General features: G+C 67.9%; 22 protein-coding genes. 14 read left to right on the top strand and 8 right to left on the bottom strand.

The features are described from left to right. The first annotated feature begins 239 nt into the window (after positions 1-239). From CCZ27_RS20525 to CCZ27_RS20465, 13 genes are all read left to right on the top strand, one after another. A complete protein-coding gene (locus CCZ27_RS20525; protein WP_096451305.1) occupies positions 240-1,487 on the top strand; it encodes an aromatic ring-hydroxylating oxygenase subunit alpha in 1,248 nt (415 codons plus the stop codon). 68 nt (positions 1,488-1,555) lie between these two features. Beyond that, complete coding sequence (locus CCZ27_RS20520; RefSeq protein WP_096451303.1) at positions 1,556-2,071, top strand: aromatic-ring-hydroxylating dioxygenase subunit beta; 516 nt, start codon at positions 1,556-1,558, stop codon at positions 2,069-2,071. A gap of 61 nt (positions 2,072-2,132) precedes the next feature. After that, positions 2,133-3,314, top strand: a complete 1,182-nt coding sequence (locus CCZ27_RS20515) for a thiolase family protein (protein WP_096451301.1) — start codon at positions 2,133-2,135, stop codon at positions 3,312-3,314. A 29-nt stretch (positions 3,315-3,343) separates the two neighbouring features. After that, a complete protein-coding gene (locus CCZ27_RS20510; RefSeq protein WP_096451299.1) occupies positions 3,344-4,150 on the top strand; it encodes a nitroreductase in 807 nt (268 codons plus the stop codon). After that, positions 4,151-4,519 carry a Zn-ribbon domain-containing OB-fold protein gene (locus CCZ27_RS20505; protein ID WP_096451297.1) on the top strand — a complete coding sequence of 123 codons (369 nt, stop codon included), beginning with the start codon at positions 4,151-4,153 and terminating at the stop codon, positions 4,517-4,519. A 101-nt stretch (positions 4,520-4,620) separates the two neighbouring features. Continuing rightward, positions 4,621-6,210, top strand: a complete 1,590-nt coding sequence (locus tag CCZ27_RS20500; RefSeq protein WP_096452844.1) for a class I adenylate-forming enzyme family protein — start codon at positions 4,621-4,623, stop codon at positions 6,208-6,210. Continuing rightward, positions 6,207-6,638 carry a PaaI family thioesterase gene (locus CCZ27_RS20495; RefSeq protein WP_198363211.1) on the top strand — a complete coding sequence of 144 codons (432 nt, stop codon included), beginning with the start codon at positions 6,207-6,209 and terminating at the stop codon, positions 6,636-6,638. Before CCZ27_RS20500 ends, CCZ27_RS20495 begins: the two co-directional genes overlap by 4 nt. Positions 6,639-6,682: 44 nt before the next feature. Further along, the gene (locus CCZ27_RS20490; RefSeq protein WP_157748666.1) at positions 6,683-7,867 is read left to right on the top strand and encodes an ABC transporter substrate-binding protein; all 1,185 of its coding nucleotides are present in this window, start codon (positions 6,683-6,685) and stop codon (positions 7,865-7,867) included. 94 nt (positions 7,868-7,961) lie between these two features. Further along, positions 7,962-8,852: a branched-chain amino acid ABC transporter permease gene (locus CCZ27_RS20485; protein WP_232516482.1), complete on the top strand. Its 891-nt coding sequence runs from the start codon at positions 7,962-7,964 to the stop codon at positions 8,850-8,852. Continuing rightward, complete coding sequence (locus CCZ27_RS20480; RefSeq protein ID WP_232516481.1) at positions 8,852-9,865, top strand: branched-chain amino acid ABC transporter permease; 1,014 nt, start codon at positions 8,852-8,854, stop codon at positions 9,863-9,865. Before CCZ27_RS20485 ends, CCZ27_RS20480 begins: the two co-directional genes overlap by 1 nt. Continuing rightward, complete coding sequence (locus tag CCZ27_RS20475) at positions 9,862-10,623, top strand: ABC transporter ATP-binding protein (protein WP_096451291.1); 762 nt, start codon at positions 9,862-9,864, stop codon at positions 10,621-10,623. Before CCZ27_RS20480 ends, CCZ27_RS20475 begins: the two co-directional genes overlap by 4 nt. Further along, positions 10,623-11,399 carry an ABC transporter ATP-binding protein gene (locus CCZ27_RS20470; RefSeq protein ID WP_096451289.1) on the top strand — a complete coding sequence of 259 codons (777 nt, stop codon included), beginning with the start codon at positions 10,623-10,625 and terminating at the stop codon, positions 11,397-11,399. The genes CCZ27_RS20475 and CCZ27_RS20470 overlap by 1 nt, the downstream gene beginning before the upstream one ends. Before the next feature lie 282 nt (positions 11,400-11,681). After that, a complete protein-coding gene (locus tag CCZ27_RS20465) occupies positions 11,682-12,287 on the top strand; it encodes a TetR/AcrR family transcriptional regulator (RefSeq protein WP_198363210.1) in 606 nt (201 codons plus the stop codon). 118 nt (positions 12,288-12,405) lie between these two features. Here the strand turns inward: CCZ27_RS20465 and CCZ27_RS20460 are convergent, their stop codons facing one another. From CCZ27_RS20460 to CCZ27_RS20445, 4 genes are all read right to left on the bottom strand, one after another. Next, on the bottom strand, positions 12,406-13,587 hold the full coding sequence (locus CCZ27_RS20460) for a CaiB/BaiF CoA transferase family protein (RefSeq protein ID WP_198363209.1): 1,182 nt from the start codon (positions 13,585-13,587) through the stop codon (positions 12,406-12,408). A gap of 81 nt (positions 13,588-13,668) precedes the next feature. Beyond that, positions 13,669-14,238, bottom strand: a complete 570-nt coding sequence (locus CCZ27_RS20455; protein ID WP_096451285.1) for a hemerythrin domain-containing protein — start codon at positions 14,236-14,238, stop codon at positions 13,669-13,671. A gap of 95 nt (positions 14,239-14,333) precedes the next feature. Continuing rightward, the gene (locus CCZ27_RS20450; protein WP_096451283.1) at positions 14,334-15,581 is read right to left on the bottom strand and encodes an NAD(P)/FAD-dependent oxidoreductase; all 1,248 of its coding nucleotides are present in this window, start codon (positions 15,579-15,581) and stop codon (positions 14,334-14,336) included. A gap of 9 nt (positions 15,582-15,590) precedes the next feature. Continuing rightward, a complete protein-coding gene (locus tag CCZ27_RS20445) occupies positions 15,591-15,917 on the bottom strand; it encodes a non-heme iron oxygenase ferredoxin subunit (protein ID WP_096451281.1) in 327 nt (108 codons plus the stop codon). 328 nt (positions 15,918-16,245) lie between these two features. Between CCZ27_RS20445 and CCZ27_RS20440 the strand changes: the two genes are divergently transcribed. Further along, entirely contained in the window at positions 16,246-16,746 is a 501-nt protein-coding gene (locus CCZ27_RS20440) for a methyltransferase family protein (RefSeq protein WP_096451279.1), read from the top strand. A gap of 122 nt (positions 16,747-16,868) precedes the next feature. Here CCZ27_RS20440 and CCZ27_RS20435 read toward each other — a convergent pair whose 3' ends face one another. From CCZ27_RS20435 to CCZ27_RS23765, 4 genes are all read right to left on the bottom strand, one after another. Next, on the bottom strand, positions 16,869-17,372 hold the full coding sequence (locus tag CCZ27_RS20435; protein WP_096451277.1) for a TlpA family protein disulfide reductase: 504 nt from the start codon (positions 17,370-17,372) through the stop codon (positions 16,869-16,871). An 8-nt stretch (positions 17,373-17,380) separates the two neighbouring features. Beyond that, positions 17,381-18,763: an FAD-dependent oxidoreductase gene (locus CCZ27_RS20430; protein WP_096451275.1), complete on the bottom strand. Its 1,383-nt coding sequence runs from the start codon at positions 18,761-18,763 to the stop codon at positions 17,381-17,383. 289 nt (positions 18,764-19,052) lie between these two features. Next, positions 19,053-19,445, bottom strand: a complete 393-nt coding sequence (locus CCZ27_RS20425) for a DsrE family protein (RefSeq protein WP_096451273.1) — start codon at positions 19,443-19,445, stop codon at positions 19,053-19,055. Then, the gene (locus CCZ27_RS23765) at positions 19,435-19,911 is read right to left on the bottom strand and encodes a glycine cleavage system protein H (protein WP_157748665.1); all 477 of its coding nucleotides are present in this window, start codon (positions 19,909-19,911) and stop codon (positions 19,435-19,437) included. Before CCZ27_RS23765 ends, CCZ27_RS20425 begins: the two co-directional genes overlap by 11 nt. Between the last annotated feature and the right edge of the window lie 197 nt (positions 19,912-20,108).

Below are 20,108 nucleotides of genomic sequence, written 5' to 3'. Positions count from 1 at the left end.
AAGAAGAGCCAATCGGGGAAGAATCCACCGGGCCGGTCTGCGGGACGGGCAGCGCCGGGGGGCGGCATCGCCGCAGCGCCCTGATCGCAAAGCCAATTTTGATCCAGATCAAATCCGCTTGACAGGCGTGCTCGAACCGGCATACGCTTCAATCAAGCGCTTGCTTGATTCTCGCGCGGACCAATTTCCCGGAGGTTGCGATGTCAGCTTTTCAACCCGTTTGCGAAGTCCCTTCGTCCATGGATTCGTCTCCCGACTACTCGCGGCTCATCCAGTCCGACAGCGTCCATGCCTCGCTCTACACCAGCCAGGCGGTGTATCGCGAAGAACTGGAAAAGATCTTCTACCGCGGCTGGGTCTATGTGGGGCACGAATCCGAGATTCCCCATCCCGGCGATTTCGTGCGCAGGAACATCGGGGAAGAGCCGGTGATCCTTCTGCGTGACAGGAAGGGCGAGCTGCGGGTCCTGAAGAACCGCTGCTCCCACCGCGCAAACCTCATCTGTAGCGACGGCAAGGGCAATGCGAAGAATTTCATGTGCCCTTACCACGGCTGGGTATTCAGCCTCGATGGCCAGCTCCTGGATGTCCCGTATCCCCAGGGGTTCAGCCGCGACAAGAGTGAATCGGGGCTCGTGGCACTGCCGCTGGTGGACAGCTACCAGGGCTTCGTCTTCGCCAGCTTCAATGCCGGCGCGGGCACGCTCGACGCGCACCTCGGCAATGCGAAGCAGGTGATCGACCGCGCCGTGGCCATGTCGCCGGTCGGCAGGATCAAGCTCACGGCGGGCTGGGTGAAGCACAAGTTCTATGCCAACTGGAAGATGCTGCCCGAGAACGATACCGACGGCTATCACGTGAACTTCGTCCACGCCTCCTTCGCCAAGGTGCTCCGTTCCCACTACGACGACGCGGCGCTGCAGGCCGAGGAAGACCTGGAATCGGAGACGATCGACTGGGGCAACGGCCATACCGAACTCAACCTGGGCCCTTCGTACAAGAACGAAATGGTGTGGCTGGGCTACACGGATGCATCCCGGTTCCCCGGCTACGTCGCCGCACTCGAGCAAGCCTATGGCCACGGCAGGGCACACGAGACGCTGCGCGCCGGCCCGCCCCATACCGTCATCTTCCCGAATCTGTTCATCGCCGAGATGAACATCGTGATGTTCGAGCCGCGCGGCCCGAACGAGTGCGTCCAGTGGCACACGCCCATGCTGCTCGAAGGCGTGTCCGACGACCTCAACGAGCGGATCCTGCGGCAATGCGAGGCTGCGCTCGGGCCCGCCGGCTTCCTTCTCGCCGATGACGGAACGATCTCCGAGCGCCAGCAGATCGCGCTGAAATCGGGCAATGCCTGGCTCGACATCAGTCGCGGCGAGCAGAGGGAGAAGGAAGGGCCCGGCGATATCCGCGTCGGCCACGTCACCGACGAAACGACCAACCGCGGCTTCTGGAAGCACTACCGCAGACTGCTGTCGCGCTGATCCTCCGGATTCCCGGGGCCCCCGCCCCGGGCCATCTTCCCGTCATGCTGAAAACAGAAGGATCGACCATGCAACTGGTGTCCATCGAAGAAGTGCGCCGAATCGAAGCCCTGCTCTACCAAGAGGCACGGCTGGCCGACGAGTCCCGTTACACCGAATGGGAGGGCCTCGTCGACGACGACATGTACTACTGGGTCCCGGCGGGCCATGCCGACGGCGACCCCTCGCTCGCGGTATCGGTCATCGCCGACAACCGCAGGCGCCTCAAGAGCCGCATCGCCCAGTTGAACACCGGGGCCCGCCATGCGCAATTGCCCGCGTCGCCGATGCGCCGGGTGCTTTCGAACATCGAAGTGAACAAGGTGGAAACCCCGAAGGAGCAGGGGACCCGCGAATACGCCGTGCGGGCGAACTTCGTCCTGTATGAACTGCGCGCCCAATCCACCAATACGCTCGAGGTGTGGCCGGGCAGCGTGGAATACCGGGTGCGCGCCAGGCCCTCGGGCGACTGGAAGATCTTCTACAAGAAAGTCCAGCTGGTCCATGGCTCGGAGCCCCTGGCCACGATGGGATTCCTGATCTGACGCCGCCGGCGTGTCGCAGGTCTTACGCGGGAAGCACCGGACGGAACGCTTTGGGGGAAACATGGCAAGTCGAGGCAAGGCGCGAGGCGCGATCATCGGGCTCGGGCACAGCGAATTGTCGCGCAGGCACATCGGCAGCGCGCGGCATCTCGCGGTTGCCGCGGTCGATGCGGCAATTGCGGACAGCGGTCTGCGGCACCGGGACATCGACGGCCTGCTGATCAACCGCAGTCCGCTGGCGCCGCACGAGGTGCTGCCCCTCAAGCTCCAGGAAGACCTGCAGCTCGATGGCCTCAGGCTGCTGACCTCGATCGAGGGCGAAGGCTCGTCGGCCGTGCAGATGATCCAATACGCCGCGCTCGCGATCGAAGCCGGCATGGCGACGAAGGTGGCCTGCGTCTTCGCGGACGATCCCCTCGGCGCGGCGACGACCGGCGGGCAGGCATTCTCCCCGGCGCTCGGCATTTCGGGCATCGAGGGTTGGGAGGAGCACTGCGGCCTGCACGGTGCCGCGGGTGCCTACGCCCTGGCCGCCCGCGAATATCTGTGGCACTACGGCCTGGACGACGATGCCCTGGGCGGGGTCGCCCTGTCGGATCGCGCCTGGGCCCGGCTGAACCCCGACGCCTTCCTGAGGCAGCCGCTGTCCATGGACGACTACCTGCGCTCGCCCTGGGTCGTGGAGCCGTTCCGCGTGCTGGACTGTGCCTATCCGGTGAATGGCTCGATCGCGGTCATCGTCTCCTCGGCGGATGCCGCGGCCGATCTCGCGGAGCGCCCCGTGTACGTATACGGGATGGGGCAGGGGCATCGCGGATTCACCGGATTCGGACGACCCGGCGAGCCGCTCACCGGTGCCGCGATCGCCGGCGGCGTCGCGTTCGACATGGCCGGGGTGTCGCCGGAAGACGTCTCCGCCTGCCAGTTCTACGAGGCGTTTTCCTTCACCACCCTGCTCGCGCTGGAGGAATACGGCCTGTGCCCGCCCGGCGGGGCGGCCGATTTCGTGCGCGGCGGCAATACCGCGCCCGGCGGACGCCTGCCGTGCAACACGGGCGGCGGGCATCTGTCCGGCTTCTATCTGCAAGGCATGACGCCGGTTGCCGAAGCCGTCGTCCAGGTGCGCGGTCTCGGCGGGGAGCGGCAGCTCGACGATCCGGGGCTGATGCTGGTCACCGGCAACGGCGGACGCCTCGACTATCACGCGGCGCTGCTGGTCGGGCGGAACAGATCGATCGGATGACCCGGCCCGGAAATCGACAGGGGATGAGGATGAGCGCTGCAAACCTCGACTGGCAGTCATCGGCCGATCAGGCCGGCGCCGCACTTCGGCCTGGACCGGATGACGAAGGACCGGGCCGGGGCGGCCCCGGACAGGATCGACCGCTGCAGCGCCCCGGAACGAACCGGACGGATGCCGCGGTTTTCGCCGAACTGGCGGCGCGGCGCATTTCCGCCCGCGCCTTCCTGCCCGAGCCGCTGCCGCGCGCCGACATCGAACGCGCACTCGCACTCGCCTGTCGCGCGCCGTCCAACTGCAACACCCAGCCGTGGCTGATCGCGGTGGCCTGTGGCGCGGCGCGCAACCGCCTGGCCGCCGCCATCGGCGCCGAGATGCGCGCGGGGCGCATGAAGCCCGACCTGCCCTACGACGCCCGCTACGAGGGCATCCACCGCGAACGCCAGTTCGCCGCGGCCGCCGCGCTGTACGCCGCCGCCGGCATCGCGCGCAAGGACAAGGCGGCGCGCGAGGCGCAGTTCATGCGCAACTACGACTTCTTCGGCGCGCCGCACGTGGCCTTCTTCTTCCTGCCGCCCGGCTTTGGCACGCGCGAGGCGGCCGACCTCGGCATGTGCGCGCAGACCTTCATGCTGGCGCTCACCGCGATGGGCCATGCCAGTTGTCCGCAGACCGCGCTCAGCTTCCATCCGGAGCTGGTCCGCGCCGAATTCGGCCTGCCGGCGGACTGCCGCTTGCTGTTCGGCATCTCCTTCGGCCGCGCCGATCCGTCGGCGGCGGTCAATGCCCTGCAACTGCCGCGCGACGTCGCGGCCTGTACGCTGATCCGGGAGGACTGAGTGGAAAACTTCGACCACGTCGTCGCCGGCACGGACGGCGCCGGCTGTACCGTCCGCCATCTGCGCTGCGAGGCATGCGGCGACCCGCTGCCCTATGGCGCACGCCTGTGCCCCCGCTGCGGCCCGGCCCGTCTCGCATGGGCACCCGGCAGCGGCAAGGGCGTGCTGCGCTCGTACGTGATCTACCACCGCAGCTACGACCCGGACATGCCGGCGCCCTACGCGGTTTCGATCGTGGAACTGGACGAAGGGCCGCGTCTGCTCGCCCGGCTGGAAATGCCGGACCGGGGCAGCCCCGCGCCCGGCATGCGGGTCACCGCGGAGCTGAAGAATGGCTGCCTGGTGTTCCGTCCCGACGACAAGGGCTGAACGCTGCGGATGGACACACGCCCGTCGCCCGGGCGGAACGCCCATCCGCCACGGATCGGCCCGATTGACTCAACCCGAGAAAACGCCTCATGGAGACAAAGATGCTGCCACGTGACTTGATCAAACGCTGTGCCCGCAATTATCCGAACAAGACCGCGTACTACATGGGGGAGCACAGCGCGACCTGGCGCCGGATGGACGAGCGCTCCGACTGGCTGGCCGCCGGCCTGCAGAAACTGGGCATCGGGAAGGGCGATGCGATCGGGGTGCTCTCCCAGGAAAGCATCGAGATCTACGAGCAGTTCATGGCCTGCATGAAGATCGGCGCGGTGCGCGTCGGCATCAACTGGCGCTACGCCTCGGAAGAGGTGCTGCACTGTGCCAGGGACAGCGGCATCAGGGCGCTCGTCGTCCAGGGCAGGCTCGTGGAGCAGTTGAAGAACGAGCTGGAGCGGTTCGCGGACGCCGGCGTGCTGGTGATCGGCTACGACGACGGCCACGGCCTCGACCTGGACTACGAGGCGATCATCGACCAGGGCCGGCAGCGCGCGGTCGACTACCCCGCGCTCGACCGCGACGACACCTTGTTCGTGACCTACACGTCCGGTACCAGCGGCCTGCCCAAGGGGGTCGTGCTCAGTCACGGCGGGCTCCACGACGTGATCCTGCATTCGGTGCTGTCGGTCGGGCTGGGCCCCGACGACGTGTGGTACATGCCGGCGGCTTCGTCGTGGGTGGTGATCGCGATGAACGTGTGGGGGCTGGCGAACGGCATGGCGCACGTGATCCCGGAGGGCGCCTTCGACGTGAAGGCTTATCTGCGCGACGTCGAGCGCCACCGCGTGACCGTCGTCATGCAGGTGCCCACCACCCTGCGCTGGCTGATGCGGGAGTTCGCCACCGGGCAGTACGACTTTTCGTCGGTGCGCCTGCTGGTGTTCGGGTCCTCCCCGGCATCGCCGGAACTCATCCACCAGATCCACGGGACATGGCCGGATGTCGGACTGCTGCAGACCTACGGCCAGACCGAGGTGACCGGCGGCTGGGTCACCTTCATGACGCCGGCGGATTATCGCCTCGCCTTCGACGGCCGTCCCGAGCTGCTCAAGTCGGTCGGGCGCGTCGGGCTCCATTTCGAACTGACCGTCCGCGACGACGAGGGCAAGGAGCTGCCGCCGGGCGAGACCGGCGAACTGTGGATGCGCGGGACGCCGATGATGAAGGGGTATCAGAACCTGCCCGAGAAGACGCGCGAGGTGATGCCGGGCGACGGCTGGCTGCGCAGCCACGACATCGTCAGCATCGATGCCGACGGCTACGTGTACCTGCACGACCGCAAGAACTTCCTCATCATCACCGGCGCGGTGAACGTCTTCCCCTCCAGCGTCGAAGCCGTCGTCATGACCCACTCCGCGGTGGAGGAAGTGGCCGTCATCGGCGTCCCCCATCCGGAATGGGGAGAAGCCGTCGTCGCGGTGGTGAAGCCGAAGGACGGGGAATCCCTCGCCGCCGACGAGCTGATCGACTTCTGCCGCAGCCACCTCAGCAAGCCCGAAACGCCCAAGCACGTCCTGATCGTCGACCATCCCCTGCCCAAGACCCTGACCGCCAAGCTGCAGAAGGCCGAGATCCGCCGCTGGGTGCTGGACGATCCGAAGCGCCTGCCCTGGTCCGTGGCGGAGGCGAAATGAACGCCCCGGCCGAATTCCGCGACGAGCTTCGCAGCGTCGTCGACTCCCCCGCGATGCACGCACTCGAAGTCCGGCTCGAATACGCGCGCGACGGCGCCGCGAAAGGGCTGTGGCGCCCGCCGGGCGGCTTCCTGAACGGAAACGGCGTCGTCCAGGGCGGATTCGTCGGCGCCGTGTGCGACCAGATCATGGCCGCCGCCATCGCCAGCCTGGCGGGAGCGCGCAAGTTCGCGTCGATCAATCTCCAGACGACCTATCACCGCCCCGCCATGCAGGAAGAATACGAAGTGCTGGCGCAGGTCGTCCGCGCCGGAAAGCGCATTGCATACCTGACGGCGGAGGTGCGAAGGAACGACGATGTTTTCGTGAGTTGCCAGAGTTCCGTGATCCTGCAAGGAGGAATGGCCGAACCGAGAGATGCGGATTGAATTCTTTCCGAGAACGAGAAAATCACTACACCAGAGGAATGACAATGAAGAGACAAACGCGCGAGAGCAGGCGATCCATCGTACGCAACGCCTGGAAGGCCGCCGTCGGGCTGTCGATCGGGGTGCTGTCCACGGTCGCCGTCGCCGCCGACCCCATCAGGATCGGCCTCGTCACCACCAGCACCGGGCCGGGCTCGTACCTCGGAGGGGCCGAGGAGCAGACCATCAAGCTGATGGCCGAGACGATCAACAAGCAGGGCGGGGTGCTCGGCCGCCGGATCGAGCTGGTTCATTACGATGACGGCACGAATGCCGATCGGGCGAGAACCCTGATGCAGCGCCTGGTCACCGAGGATCGGGTCAGCCTGGTGATCGGCAGCAGCACGACGCCCAGCACGCTTTCGATGGCCGACGTCGCGACTCGCGGCAAGGTCCCGCTGATCTCGATGGCAGGCGCGAAGGTGCTCACGGAGCCGCTGCGGCCCTGGCTCTTCGTCATACCCGAGAACGACGTGATGGCGCTGGGCGTCATGTTCGACCACCTCGCCAGGCACAAGCTGACGAACGTGGCGCTCCTGTCCAGCACCTCGGGCTTCGGCCGCGCGGCGCGCGAAGTGGCCCTGGAGCTGAGCAGCAAGCGCGGCGACGTGAAGGTCGTCGCGGATGAAACCTACGCGGCCGGCGATACGGACATGTCGGCCCAGCTCACCCGTATCCGGGGCAACGCCCAGGTCCAGGCCGTCATCAACCTCGACTTCGGCAACCAGCCCGCGATCGTGACGCGCAATCACGCGGCGCTCGGCATCAAGGCGCCTCTCTACCTGAGCCATTCCACCGCCGCGCCGAAGTATCCGGAACTGGCCGGCCCGGCGTCGGAAGGGGCGCGCCTCGCCGTCCCTTCATTGATGGTGGTCGAGCAACTGCCGGATTCGGCGCCCGAAAAGGCCAAGGCCCTCGAGTTTCGCAATCTCTACCAGGCCAGCTACAAGGAACTGCCCCACGGCTTCCACGGCTACGGCTACGACGCGCTGCTCGTCGCCGTCGATGCGATCAAGCGCGCCGGCTCCGTCGACCGGCAGGCGCTCAGGGATGCGATCGAGAAGACCGCGGGGCTGGCCGGCGTGACCGGCGAGTACAACTACTCGCCCACGAATCACGGCGGCTACGTGCCTCAGAGCAAGCTCCGCATGGCCGAGATCCGGAACGGAAAGTTCGTCCTCATCGATTGATCTCCGGACGCCCTCCCTCGCGGCGCCCAGGCGGCATGCCGCGAGGGAGGCGCTTTCCGGCGTCTTCGTGCCTCGGTGCCCGAGGCTGCAGGGCTTGCGGGAGAAGCAGGATATGACCGAATTACTTCAATACGTGATCACCGGGGTGACCGTGGGCTCGATATACGGCCTCATCGCCCTCGGTTTCGTTCTCGTCTACAACTCGAGCCACGTGATCAATTTTGCGCAGGGCGATCTCCAGATGATCGGCGGCATGATGGCGGTGGCGGTCCTGACCGCCGGCCTGCCGCTCCCAATCGCGGTCGTCCTCGGCACGCTGGGGGGCGCGGGCGTCGGCTTCCTGCTGTACAAGGCGGCCATCCAGCCTGCCGGAAATGCCGGGCCACTGCCGCTCGTGGTCATCACCCTGGGGGCTGCGCTCGTCATACGCGGCGCTGCCGAATCGGTCTGGGGCCGGGGCTACTACTCCCTGCCGGCCTTTTCGGGCGACGAGGCCATCCACGTGATGGGCGTGACGGTGATGCCGCAGAGCCTGTGGGTGCTGGGCCTGACCGCGGCCGTGGTGATCGTGCTCACGCGCTTCTTCGATGCGACGAAAACGGGCAAGGCGATCCTCGCGACCTCGATCGATCCGGATGCCGCCACGCTGATGGGAATCGATACCCGGCGCATGAAGCTCCTCTGTTTCGGACTGGGCGGATTCCTGGCTTCGGTCGCGGGCGTCGCCATCGCCCCGATCGCATTCACGTACTCGACCGTCGGCCTGATGCTGGGCCTCAAGGGCTTCGTCGCGGCGGTGCTGGGCGGGCTGGGCAATTTCAAGGGGGCCGTCCTGGGCGGCCTGATACTGGGGATCACGGAAACCATGATGTCCGGATACGGCGCGTCGGACTACAAGGACGCCGTCGCATTCCTGCTGATCCTCGTCATCCTGGTCTTCATGCCCCGCGGACTGTTCGGGGCCTCCGGGGCGGAGCGCGTCTGATGGCAAACATGAACGAAATGGCGACGCCCGCCGAGGTCGTCCCCGCGGCGCCGTCCGCAAACGCGAAGGTGGAGACCCGCTCGCCGCTGCGGATGGGCCCCGTGATCGCGCTCGGCGGGATCATCGCGCTGCTGCCCTTCGCCACAAGCTCGGAATACCAGCTCCATATGGCGGTCATGATCGGCATCCATGCGGTGATCGCGATCAGCCTCAACCTGCTCGTGGGCCATGCCGGCCAGATCAGCCTGGGCCATGCGGGATTCATGGCCATCGGCGCATATGGCACGGCGATCCTGTCCTCCCGCTACGGCTGGCCGCCACTGCTCGGGGTCGCCGTCTCCGCGGCCGCGGCGGGGGGCCTCGCCTTCCTGGTCGGCCACCCGATCCTGCGCCTGAAGGGCTATTACCTCGCGATGGCGACCCTGGGCCTGGGGATGATCATCTATCTCGTCATCAGCAACGAGGTCTGGCTGACGGGGGGGCCGGACGGCATGTCGCTGGCGGTCCTCACCGTCTTCGGCACCGAGATCGACAGCGCCGCGCAGTGGTACTGGATCGTCGGCGGCATCCTGCTGCTGGTGTACTGGATGGCCTGCAACCTCGTCGACGCGCCTATCGGCCGCGCCCTGCGCGCGCTGGAGGGGCCCGACGCGCTCGCGGCCTCGTCCGGCATCGACATCTCCTGGAACAAGGTGCGCATCTTTACGGTTTCCGCGGTGCTGACGGCGATGATGGGCGGCGTCGGAGCGCTGTATTCGGGCTTCATCACGCCCAAGAGCGCGGATTTCATGCAGTCGATCGAACTCATCCTGATGGTGATCCTCGGCGGCATGGGATCCGTGGCCGGCGCAGTCGTCGGCGCGGGCATCGTGACCATGCTGCCGCAGGTCCTCACCTCGCTCGAGCACCATGAATCCCTGGTGTACGGGCTGATCCTGATTCTCGTCATGGTATTCATGCCCAAGGGGCTGGTGCCGACGCTCGCGCAACTGGCCAGGAGGTTCCACCGATGAGCGACCTCCAGGTTGTTTCGCTGTGCAAGGTTTTCGGCGGATTGCGGGCCACCGACGACGTCTCGTTCGCGATCGAGGCCGGAACGGTGAATTCCATCATCGGCCCCAACGGTGCCGGCAAGACGACGCTGCTCAATCTCATCACCGGCATCTACGAGCCCTGCAGCGGCGACGTCCGGCTGGGCGGACGCAGCCTGATCGGCAAGCCGACGCATACCAGGGTCGGCCTGGGCCTGGGACGCACGTTCCAGACCCCGCAGATCTGCTACAACATGTCCGCGGTCGAGAACGTCATGCTCGGCAGCCACCTGCAGCTCGACAGCCGGCTGACGCCGGCCGCGCTGCGCCGCAGGTCCATCGTCGCCGCGGACAGGGAATGCCGCCAGCGGGCCGCTTATCTGATGGCCTACGTCGGACTGGACCGCTACATCGGCGAGAATCCCGGCGCCATGCCCTACGGCGCCCTGAAGCGGCTCGAGATCGCCCGCGCGCTGGCCGGTTCGCCCAAGCTCATCCTGCTGGACGAGCCGGCCGCCGGGCTCGGCGCGCCGGAGAAGGCGGACCTGTCCGAACTCATTGCGAAACTCAGCGCGTCGGGCGTGACGACGGTACTGGTCGAACACGACATGAAGCTCGTCATGTCCGTGTCGAGGCATATCGTCGTGCTCAACTACGGGAAGAAGCTGGCGGAGGGAGCCCCGGAAGCCGTTCGCGACAATCCGGAGGTCGTTGCAGCGTACTTGGGACGGGCTGTCTGATGAATGCGAAGATCGACGATGCGGTGTTCGCGGCCGGGCAGGCCCCGGCCGCACGGGGCGGCGAGCCGGTGCTGGAAGTGGAGGGGCTGTCCGTGTTCCACGGCAGCGTCCGTGCGCTGGACGGCGTCTCGCTCGAGGTCCGCCAGGGCGAACTGGTGGCCCTGGTGGGGAGCAACGGCGCGGGGAAATCCACGCTCCTGCGCACGCTCTCCGGCCTGCATGCGCCGGGTGCGGGGAGCATCCGCTACATGGGCCGCGACATCGCCGCCCTCAGGCCGCCGCGGCGGGTCGAGGCCGGCATCGCCCACGTGCCCGAGGGGCGCCGCGTCTTCGCGCCGCTGACGGTCGAGGACAACCTCATGCTGGGCGCCTATTCCCGCAAGGAGAAGCGCGACCGGCTCGCACAGGAACTCGAGCAGGTCTATGCCCTGTTTCCCATCCTGCGCGACAAGCGTTCGCTCGCCGCCGGCACCCTGTCGGGCGGGCAGCAGCAGATGCTCGCGATCGGCCGCGCGCTGATGGGCAAGCCCCGCCTGCTCCTGCTGGACGAGCCGAGCATGGGCCTGGCGCCGCTCCTGATCGCGGAAGTCTTCAATGTCGTCAGGCGGCTGCAGAAGCAGGGCATGACGATCCTGATCGTCGAGCAGAACGCGACCGCCGCCCTCGAACTGGCCGACTACGGCTACGTCCTCGAGGCCGGGCGCGTGACCCGGGCCGGAGAGGGTTTCGCGCTGTGCAACGATGAGGAGGTGCGGAGGGCCTATCTCGGAGCCTGACGGCCGTGCTCCGCACCACGTTCCCGCCCGCCCGGCCCATGCATTTCCGCTTTGCCGGCCAAGCGCCGGGAATGGCCGCAGGCTTGGCTTTGCGGCGGGCTGGTGTAAAGTTCCGGGACGTGAGACCAACTTCCGGGCGGGCCTCGATCCGTTCCGGAGCGCCTCCCGAAAATCATAGAAATGAAGCAGATGAATGAAATCTCTTCACCGCCCGCAGCCGACAAGGGCGCGCGGCGCAGGGGCCGTCCGGGGGCCTATCAGGGGGATCGCCAGCAGGCGCTGGTGGAAGCGGCCGCCAAGCTGTTCTACGAGCGCGGCTACGAAGGCGCGACCGTCCGGGAAATCGCAAGGGAAGCGGGGATCACCTCCGGAAGCATCTTCTATCACTTCGAGTCGAAAGAGGAGATCCTGGCCGCGGTACTCCGCCAGGGGATGGAGGAAGGCGTCGCGATCGTCAGGGTGACGGTGGAAGGCGTGACAGGCGCGCGGGCCCGGTTCGATGCGCTCGTCCTCGGCCATCTGCGGGCGCTGCATGGCGAGAAGACGCACTTCCACCATATCTGGCTGCAGGATCTGCGCTGCCTGCCGGAACACATGCAGGCGCCGCTGCTGGAGCTGAGCCGGGACTACAGGGCGCTTTGGTACCAGGTGCTCGACGAGGTCAAGGCGGCCGGCCTGATCCGCGGGGACAAGAACCTGTTCCGCAAGGTGGCGATCGGAGCGCTCAACTGGACTGCGCAATGGGTCCATCGCCCGCGGCCGGCCCAGATCGACGAACTGGCGAAGGCCATGACCCGATCATTGCTGAACGAACCCGATCCCACGCCTTTCAGGATGCTCGAAGGTCGCGACGGATTTTCCGGCATCGCCGGCGACGGCGATCTGTGACGTAGCGCCTCTCCGGTGCTACGCGGGCGCGCGGCCGCCGATCCGCGGGAGCGTGCCGCATTCCATCGCCCCACGTCGCATCGCTGCGTGCATCGCGGCCCGTTTCCGCGCCGCCCGCCTAGCGCGGCCCAGCCGCGGGATGCCGCATGAAGACCACCTTCCCGGCGTGCAGCGCATCGATCTCGGCCGGCGAGAAGCCGTGGCCCTCGAGAATGGGTTGCGTATGTTCGCCGATGCGCGGGACGCCGCCCGCCATCCCGGGCGGCGTGCGGGACAGCCGGGGGGCCGGGCTCGGTACGCTCATGCCGTGCATGCGGGTGAAGGTCGAGCGCGCGGCGTTGTGCGGGTGCTGCGGCGCCTCGATCATGTCCAGCACGGGCGTGCAGCAGGCATCGCTGCCGTCGAAGACCGCGGCCCATTCGTCCCGCGTCTTTTCCATGAAGCGGCCTGCGATCCGCGTCCTGGTGTCCTGCCAGGTGTCCTTCCGCCATTGGTCCGACGGGGACACGCAGCCGATCTCCAGCAGGCCGAGGAATTGCCTGTAGAAGGGGGGCTCTATCGCCCCCACCGCCATGAACCTGCCGTCCGCGCAGCGGTACGTGCAGTAGAACGGCGCGGCGCCGTCGAGAAAATTGGCCTGGCGTTCGTTGCGCCAGTGATCGGCGCCGAGCATGGCGTAGATCGGACTCATCAGCAGGGCCGCGCCATCCGTCATCGCCGCATCGAGAACCTGCCCCCGCCCCGAACTGCGCGCCTCGAGCAGGGCGCAGACGATGCCGTAGGCCAGGAGCATTCCGCCGCCGCCATAGTCCCCCACCAGGTTCAGCGGCGGCGCCGGGGCGCGGTCGGCATCTCCCATCGCGTGGAGCGCCCCGCTCAGGCCGATGTAGTTGATGTCGTGCCCCGCCGCGCTGGCCAGCGGCCCCGTCTGGCCCCAGCCGGTCATCCTCGCGAAGATCAGCGCCGGATTGATCCGCCGGCAGGCTTCGGGACCGAAGCCCAGTTTCTCGGCGACGCCGGGGCGAAAGCCCTCGATCAGCACGTCGGCCCTGCGTACCAGCCGCATGAGGACGCCGATGCCGGACTCGTGGCGCAGGTCGATCGAGATGGATTCCCGCCCCCTGTTCACCGGGCCGTCGGAGATGTCCTGCAGGCCGTTTCCGGTCCCTGCGGGCGGGCGGTCGACGCGAATCACGCGCGCGCCCATGTCGGACAGCAGCATCCCGCAGAACGGCGCGGGGCCCAGCCCCGCCAGTTCGACGACCGTGATGCCGTCGAGCGGCTTTTTCGTTTCGTTCAATGTTCTTGCCTCTTTCAGCAGATTCCGGGGAGATCCCTCGACCGGAGGAACCGGAAAATCGTCCACAGCCGGCCGGATTCGTCAGCCGAGCCCGATCGGCCCGGGTGCCGTCGACACGATCAGCCTGAACATTTCATCGAACCTGGACTTGTTGTCCCCCCGGAAGCGGGGGTCTCCGTTTTCGCCGAATGCTTCGGCGATGCGGTTCCAGTCGGCGTCATCCAGATGTTTCTCCGCGAGCGGAAGGAGCAGCCGTTCTTCCTCCGCCATGTGCCGCCACTGGAGATCGGCGAAACGATCCACGCTTGCGCAAAAGCGCTCCGCCGCCCCTTCGGCGCCGGCTTCGAGGTCCTGCAGTTGCGCTCGCAGGCTTGCGGTCAATGCCAGGTCGTCGGCATGTTGCGCGTTCAGATTCTCGATCAGGGCGCCGGCTTCCGGGCTTCGCGCGCGCAGGGCGGAGAAGATGTATTTCTCTTCCTTGATGTGATGGAGCTTTTGCGGAAACTGCTCGATGTAGTCGAGCATCGTCCGGAGCAGCGGAAGGCTGGGCGCTTGCCGGCCGGCTTCCCTGGCGAAGTGGAGCAGCCCGTGGACGACGGCGCCTATCGCGCGGTGCTCTTCATGGATCTGCAGAATCGCGGTGTTCTTCATTCTTCGCGGTACCTTTCAGGAGAACGATCTGCCATCGGCCGGACGATGGCTTTCATCGAACGGCGAGGCTCCCTGGAACGGGCCGTTTCGGCCTGCTAGCGCAGCAACGATTTGAGTTCGAACCCGGCGTCCCGGAGCATGTCGTCGGGAACGGGAATCCTTCTTGCGATCAGCCGCTCGACGGTTCGCCTTTCCCTGCCCATGTTGACGAGGGTCGCGGCCGCCAGCGCGTCGCCATCCTTCTCGAAGAGGGCCCACTTCCCGTCGGCGGGATCGCCTCTCGTCACCTGGCAGTTCCGATCGGAGGTATGGCCGAGGAACTGGACGTTGAGGTCGTATTGATCGGTCCACACCCACGGCACCTCCTGATGGCGCTCGTCCGCACCGCACGCGTTCCGGCCCGCGATCCCGCCCATCGTGCGCGCGGCCTGCCAGTGCTCCATCCTCGCCGTCCGCGGCACGCCGGCCTCCGCCATGCACGCCACGTCGCCGACGGCGTAGATCGACGGATCGCTCGTCCTGCAGCATCCATCCACCAGGATGCCGTTCGCGCAGGCAAGCCCCGCCTCGTGCGCGAGCCCGTCGTTGGCAATGGTCCCGATGCCCACGACGATCGCATCCGCGGGCAGGGATTCTCCGTCGGCAAGCGTGACCTGCAGCCCTGCCCCGACGCGCGCGATCCCGGCTGCCTGGGCCTGCAGGAGGAATCTGACGCCCTCGCGCTCGTGGCGCTGCCGGAGGAATTCGGCCACGGGCCCGGATGCGCCTCTTCCCACCACCCTGGGGCCGGCCTCGAGGACGGTGACATCGCAGCCGCACCGGATCGCGGCGGCGGCGACCTCGAGCCCGATGAACCCCGCGCCGATGATGACGAGGCGCAGCGCCTCGCCCTTCGCCAGGCTCTCTCTCAGGGCCAGGGCATCGCCGAGCGTCCTCAGGTGGAAGACCGCGGCCGCCGGCCCTGCATCTAGGATCGCCGGGTCCAGCTCTCGCGCCCGGGAGCCGGTGGCCAGGATGAGGCTGCGGTAGCCGACGACCGAATCGTCCGACAGGCGCACCGTCTTGTCGTGCCGGTCGATGCCGGCGGCTTTCGTCCCGTTGCGCATGGTCAGCCTGGCGTTCGCCCGGACCTGGTCCGCCAGCAGGCCGATCTCTTCCGGCTGCGCCCGGGAAAGCAGCACTTCCTTCGACAGCGGAGGACGGTCGTAGGGCAGCCATTCCTCTTCGTTGATCAGGAGGATGGTCCGTGCGTCGTCGCATGACAGGACGGCTTCCGCCGCGCTCGCTCCCCCGACGCCGGCGCCGATGATGATCACGTCGTAAATTGCGGTCGGTATGCTCATGATCTTCGATCAGCCTTCCGGGAAAACTGTGTAGAGGGCGCCGCCGTCTTCGATGGCCTCGTAGGTCTGCAGCTTCTTCACACAGGGCCGGTCGACGGCTTCCCCCGTCCGTATGTCGAAGGAGCCCGCATGGAAGGGGCAGATGACGAGGCCGCCTTCGACGTCGCCGTCGCACAGGGATGCGTTGCCGTGAGTGCACGTGTCGTCGGTCACGAAACATCGTCCCTCGAGGCGGAATACGGCGAGCGGCGGACGCTCGGGCAGGACCACCTGCAGCGCCCCGCCGTCGGGAACGTCTTCGATGGCGCAAAGCCGCGTAAGTGGATGTCGGGACATGGGTTCCTCCGCTGCAGGGCGCGAGTACGGTGATCTCCATGCGGAGCCGTCTCCGCAGGGCCAACGCTTTATATCAAGCAAGCGCTTGATATAAAGCTTAACAAACCCGAACCCCGTTCGCAATGCTTCGGTAGCGACCCGGCGTGAGGCGGGCAGGCGGCGCGCAGCCGAACGGCCCGCCCGCCGGGTCGCCCGGGTTGCCGCGGTGCTCCCCGAAGGCAGACTTCGTCCGCGGGCTCTACCATGTGGGAGAGAAAGCGGGCGACGCGGTGCGGGATCGCGCCGCCGACCCGCAACGTCGACCGCCTCTTGCAGATGGACCCGGACCATGAACGACCAACCAACCCGCCACCCGTGGTGGAAAGGCCGGCGCGGCGAGTGGTACGTCGCCGCGCAGGGCCTGCTCTTCGCGCTGGTCGCGTTCGGCCCGCGCAGCGCCTCCGGCCTGCCGCCATGGCCCGAGCCGGCCGCCGCCCTCGCCACCGCCGCCGGCATCGGGCTGCTCGTGCTCGGGGCGGCGATCTGCGCCGCCGCCGCACTGCATCTGGGCAGCAACCTGACGCCGCTGCCGCACCCCAGGGACGATGCCACCCTCGTCACCACCGGCCTGTACCGCTACGTCCGCCACCCGATCTACTGCGGCGTGCTGCTGCTGGCCTTCGGCTGGGCGCTGTTCGTGCAGGGCTGGCTGACGCTGGCCTATGCCGCCCTGCTGTTCGCGTTCTTCGACCTCAAGTCGCGCCGCGAAGAGACCTGGCTGATGGCGCGCTTTCCCGACTACGCCGACTACCGGCGGCGGGTGCGCAGGCTGATCCCCTTCCTGTACTGACCGGCACGGCGCGCGCGGCCCGCATCGAACCCGCGCCGCCGCGCCCTCCGTTCCCCGCCCGGGCGATCTCCTTCGCCGTCAGCGCGTATCCGGGTCCAGGCTGTCGAAGCGCCGGCGGCGGTTCATTCGGTTCGTCCTTCCGATTCGCCGGCGGCGAGGGCGCGCACGCGATCCTGCAGGGCGGCGTCGCGCCAGTCGGCCTCGCCGACCACGCGGTAGCGCGGCTGGTGGCGGGCGTCGAGCACATAGGTGGTGGGGATCATGCGGGCGTTCCACGCCCGCGCGATGCCCTGGTCGGGATCGGGAACGACGACGGTGTTCCCGATCAGGTGGTCGGCGAGAAAGCGGCGGGTGTCGGCGGCACGGTCGGCCACCGCGACGGTGACCAGCGCCACGCCGGGCTCGCGCTCGTCGAGTTCGACCAGCGCCGGCATCTCCTTGCGGCAGGGCTCGCACCAGCTCGCCCAGAAATTCACGATCACCGCCTTGCCGCGCACCGCGTCGAGCACCTGCTGCAGCGCGGGCGGGGCCGGCGGCAGCCCGGGCGCGGGCTCCAACCCGGCGGCCGAAGCTACGGGCACGGACGCCGCCAGCGCCGCGCCCAGCAGCGCGGCGCTGGCATGCATGGCCGCTCTCACGCGAACATGTCTTCGTAGATCAAGCGCGCCCAGTTGAAGTCCTCGCCCACGGTTTCGGGCTTGCGCTCGTTGTAGTCGATCTGGGTCTGTTCGATGACGCCCTTGCCATTGACCTTGTAGTCGAACTGCACCGAGATGCCGACCTGCGGGTTGCTGTCGACCATCATGAAGCACAGGTTGTCCGGCAACTGGTAGGTCGGTTCGCGGCCGGCCTCGCGTTCGGCGATGTACCTGGCAACGATGCGCGCGTGGCGGTTGGCGACATGGCCGGCCTTCGGGTAGAAGGCGAATTGCTCGGACACGAAGCCCACCGCGTCGCCGATCACGAACACGTCCTTGTCCTTGCGGTCGTGCAGGAACAGCGGATCGACGTCGGCCCAGCCGCCGCCGGGCTTGCCCTGGCCGGGCGGCGGCACCACGCCGGCCTTCCACGCGAGGTCGCCGGCCTGGTGCGGCGCCATCAGGATGGCGTGGTCGAAGTCGAAATCGCCCGCCTCGGTGCGGATGTGCTTCTTGAACGGGTCGATCTCCTCGACGCGCGCATTCGGCACGTAGGTGATGATGTCCTTGTACAGCTCTTCGAACGCGGCGCGGAAGCCGGGGCCGATCGGGCGCACGCCGTCCTTGTGGTCGAGGATGGTGATCCGGCCGGGAATCTTCTTGTTCCTGAACATCGACGCGATCAGGCAGGCGCGCTCGTAGGGGCTGGGCGGGCAGCGCTGCGGCGGTGGTGGCAGCGTCATGACCAGGTGCCCGCCCCTGAAGTCCTGCAGCGCGCGCTTGAGGTGGAAGTGTTCCGCGCTCGGGATGTAGGCCGCCGGAAAGCGTGCGCGCGTGGCTTCGGCCATGCGGCGGTCGTTGGCGAACCAGGCTTCGTAGTTGTAGCGGATGCCGGGCGACAGGATCAGGTAGTCGTAGTGCAGGCCGCCGGCCGCGGTGACGACCTGCTTGCGGTCGCGCTCGATCTCCAGGATCTCGGTCTGGATGAAGCGGTAGCCGTACTTCTCCGACACGCCGAGGTAGTCGTGGGTGAGGAACTGGGTGTCCACCACGTCGACCAGCCACTTGTTGCTCATCGGGCAGGAGAAGAACACCGGGTTGCGCTCGAGCAGCACCACCTCGAGGTGGGGGGCGAGCCGGCGTAGGTACTTGGCCGCGGTGACCCCGCCCCAGCCGCCGCCGCAGATGACCACCCGCGGCACCTTGCCGCGCGGGATCAGCGTGTCGGTGGAACGGCCGATCAGGTAGGGCAGCCCGCCGGCCGCGGGCGGATTCGGCGCCGAGCCCTGGGCGAGTGCCGGCGGGGCGGCGGCCCCGGCAGCCAGTGCGCCGGCCGACGCCAGAAAGCGCCTGCGCGAGGCGCTGTGGTCGTGTGTCATCGATGTCTCCCGGTCAAACACAGCCGCCCCGGTGCGGGATGCCGCCGGGGCTTAAGCACCCGGCCTCGCGGCCGGGCTGATGGGTGGCGGATGAAGACCGCCGGTCCGGACGGCCGATATGCGAATCGGCACCCTGTGTCCGGGTATTCGGGTGGCGCGGCGCGGACGGGCTGCGCCTGCCTGGCGGGGCCGAGGTCCGCACGACGGGGAGCGGACCGGCGCCCCGCGCCGGATCAGACTACAGGCGACCTGTTTTGTCCAGGGTAGCGTCCTCCGGACGAAGGCGCGCTCAGAAGCCCAGGGTTCGCCATGCCGTATCCAGGGCCCGGCCGAGGTAGGCCGCCGCGCCGGCCTGCCCCGCGACTTCGGGGATCAGCTCCGCGTCCGCGATGCCGTGGCTGACCATCGCCGCGGGGCAGGCATACAGGCGGACGCCCAGGGCCAGCGCGTCGCGCCGGAAATCGGCCACCGACCTGCCGCTGCCGGCGGCGGCTTCGATCGCCTCCGCGATGCCCTTGCGCAGCAGCTCGACCGAACGGGCGGTGAAGTACATCTCCACCTCGGCATCCATCGCCGCCGCCGCCGCGGCGAAGTAGAAGGGCGTAGCGCACAGTTCCGGCCGGCCGGGGTCGGCGGCCCATACGAGGATGGCGAGCTTTTCGGCGCGCGTCTCAGAAGTCACGGTCGTCCTCGTGGAACAGCGGCGCGGCGAAATCGGCGAGGTCGCGGAAGGCGTAGCGGTCCATGATCCGCTCGATCTGCGCACGCGCCTCGGGCCAGCGCAGCAGCAGGTCCTGCGGCAGCGGGGCGAGGCTTTCGAGGTCGACGAGCCACGCGGCGAAGGGGTCGCGGTTCATCTCCCGCGCGGACGGATCGAGGGCCGCATTGGCGCACGCCAGCCGCGCGGCGAAGGGGGTCTTGACCGGAAAGACCGTCTTGCCGGCCTCGAGCAGGCCGAAGCCGCGCCCCGCCGCCAGTTCGACGCCCACCGGCTTGGGGGTGAACAGCAGAATCTCGCCCGACAGGGCGACGCCGAAACGGGTGACGCCAACCCGGAAGCGCCCGGCGCCCAGGGGCGCGAACCACAGGTGGCTCTCCGGGCGGTAGAGGAGCCGGTCCGGAAACTCGCAGCCGCGCAGCAAGGGCATGGGGATCGCTCGAGGTTGAAAGCCGCAATCTACCGCAGCAAGACCGCACCCGACTGGCGCCCGCCGCGACGGCCGGGACCATGAGCGCCTCCGCCCGGTCGCCCGCAGGAGGCACTCCGCTCCCTCCGGGAGGGTGACGCAGGAATCTCGCGGAGCATCGGTCCGCACCTGCAAGACGGCCCGGCGATGCAAAGCCG

It is taken from the genome of Thauera sp. K11, assembly GCF_002354895.1.
Classification (GTDB): domain Bacteria; phylum Pseudomonadota; class Gammaproteobacteria; order Burkholderiales; family Rhodocyclaceae; genus Thauera; species Thauera sinica.
Note: the sequence above shows the minus strand (reverse complement) of the source record. Positions and strands in the feature narration are given on the sequence as shown.

What these genes read in the sequence shown, in the direction of transcription:
- CCZ27_RS20515 (WP_096451301.1), top strand. Translation starts at nt 2,133, where the DNA reads ATGGCAAGTCGAGGCAAGGCGCGAGGCGCGATCATCGGGCTCGGGCAC.
- CCZ27_RS20510 (WP_096451299.1), top strand. Translation starts at nt 3,344, where the DNA reads ATGAGCGCTGCAAACCTCGACTGGCAGTCATCGGCCGATCAGGCCGGC.
- CCZ27_RS20525 (WP_096451305.1), top strand. Translation starts at nt 240, where the DNA reads ATGGATTCGTCTCCCGACTACTCGCGGCTCATCCAGTCCGACAGCGTC.
- CCZ27_RS20520 (WP_096451303.1), top strand. Translation starts at nt 1,556, where the DNA reads ATGCAACTGGTGTCCATCGAAGAAGTGCGCCGAATCGAAGCCCTGCTC.
- CCZ27_RS20450 (WP_096451283.1), bottom strand. Translation starts at nt 15,581, where the DNA reads ATGAGCATACCGACCGCAATTTACGACGTGATCATCATCGGCGCCGGC.
- CCZ27_RS20455 (WP_096451285.1), bottom strand. Translation starts at nt 14,238, where the DNA reads ATGAAGAACACCGCGATTCTGCAGATCCATGAAGAGCACCGCGCGATA.
- CCZ27_RS20430 (WP_096451275.1), bottom strand. Translation starts at nt 18,763, where the DNA reads ATGACACACGACCACAGCGCCTCGCGCAGGCGCTTTCTGGCGTCGGCC.
- CCZ27_RS20490 (WP_157748666.1), top strand. Translation starts at nt 6,683, where the DNA reads ATGAAGAGACAAACGCGCGAGAGCAGGCGATCCATCGTACGCAACGCC.
- CCZ27_RS20470 (WP_096451289.1), top strand. Translation starts at nt 10,623, where the DNA reads ATGAATGCGAAGATCGACGATGCGGTGTTCGCGGCCGGGCAGGCCCCG.
- CCZ27_RS20445 (WP_096451281.1), bottom strand. Translation starts at nt 15,917, where the DNA reads ATGTCCCGACATCCACTTACGCGGCTTTGCGCCATCGAAGACGTTCCC.
- CCZ27_RS20475 (WP_096451291.1), top strand. Translation starts at nt 9,862, where the DNA reads ATGAGCGACCTCCAGGTTGTTTCGCTGTGCAAGGTTTTCGGCGGATTG.
- CCZ27_RS20435 (WP_096451277.1), bottom strand. Translation starts at nt 17,372, where the DNA reads ATGCATGCCAGCGCCGCGCTGCTGGGCGCGGCGCTGGCGGCGTCCGTG.
- CCZ27_RS20440 (WP_096451279.1), top strand. Translation starts at nt 16,246, where the DNA reads ATGAACGACCAACCAACCCGCCACCCGTGGTGGAAAGGCCGGCGCGGC.
- CCZ27_RS20495 (WP_198363211.1), top strand. Translation starts at nt 6,207, where the DNA reads ATGAACGCCCCGGCCGAATTCCGCGACGAGCTTCGCAGCGTCGTCGAC.
- CCZ27_RS20480 (WP_232516481.1), top strand. Translation starts at nt 8,852, where the DNA reads ATGGCAAACATGAACGAAATGGCGACGCCCGCCGAGGTCGTCCCCGCG.
- CCZ27_RS23765 (WP_157748665.1), bottom strand. Translation starts at nt 19,911, where the DNA reads ATGCCCTTGCTGCGCGGCTGCGAGTTTCCGGACCGGCTCCTCTACCGC.
- CCZ27_RS20500 (WP_096452844.1), top strand. Translation starts at nt 4,621, where the DNA reads ATGCTGCCACGTGACTTGATCAAACGCTGTGCCCGCAATTATCCGAAC.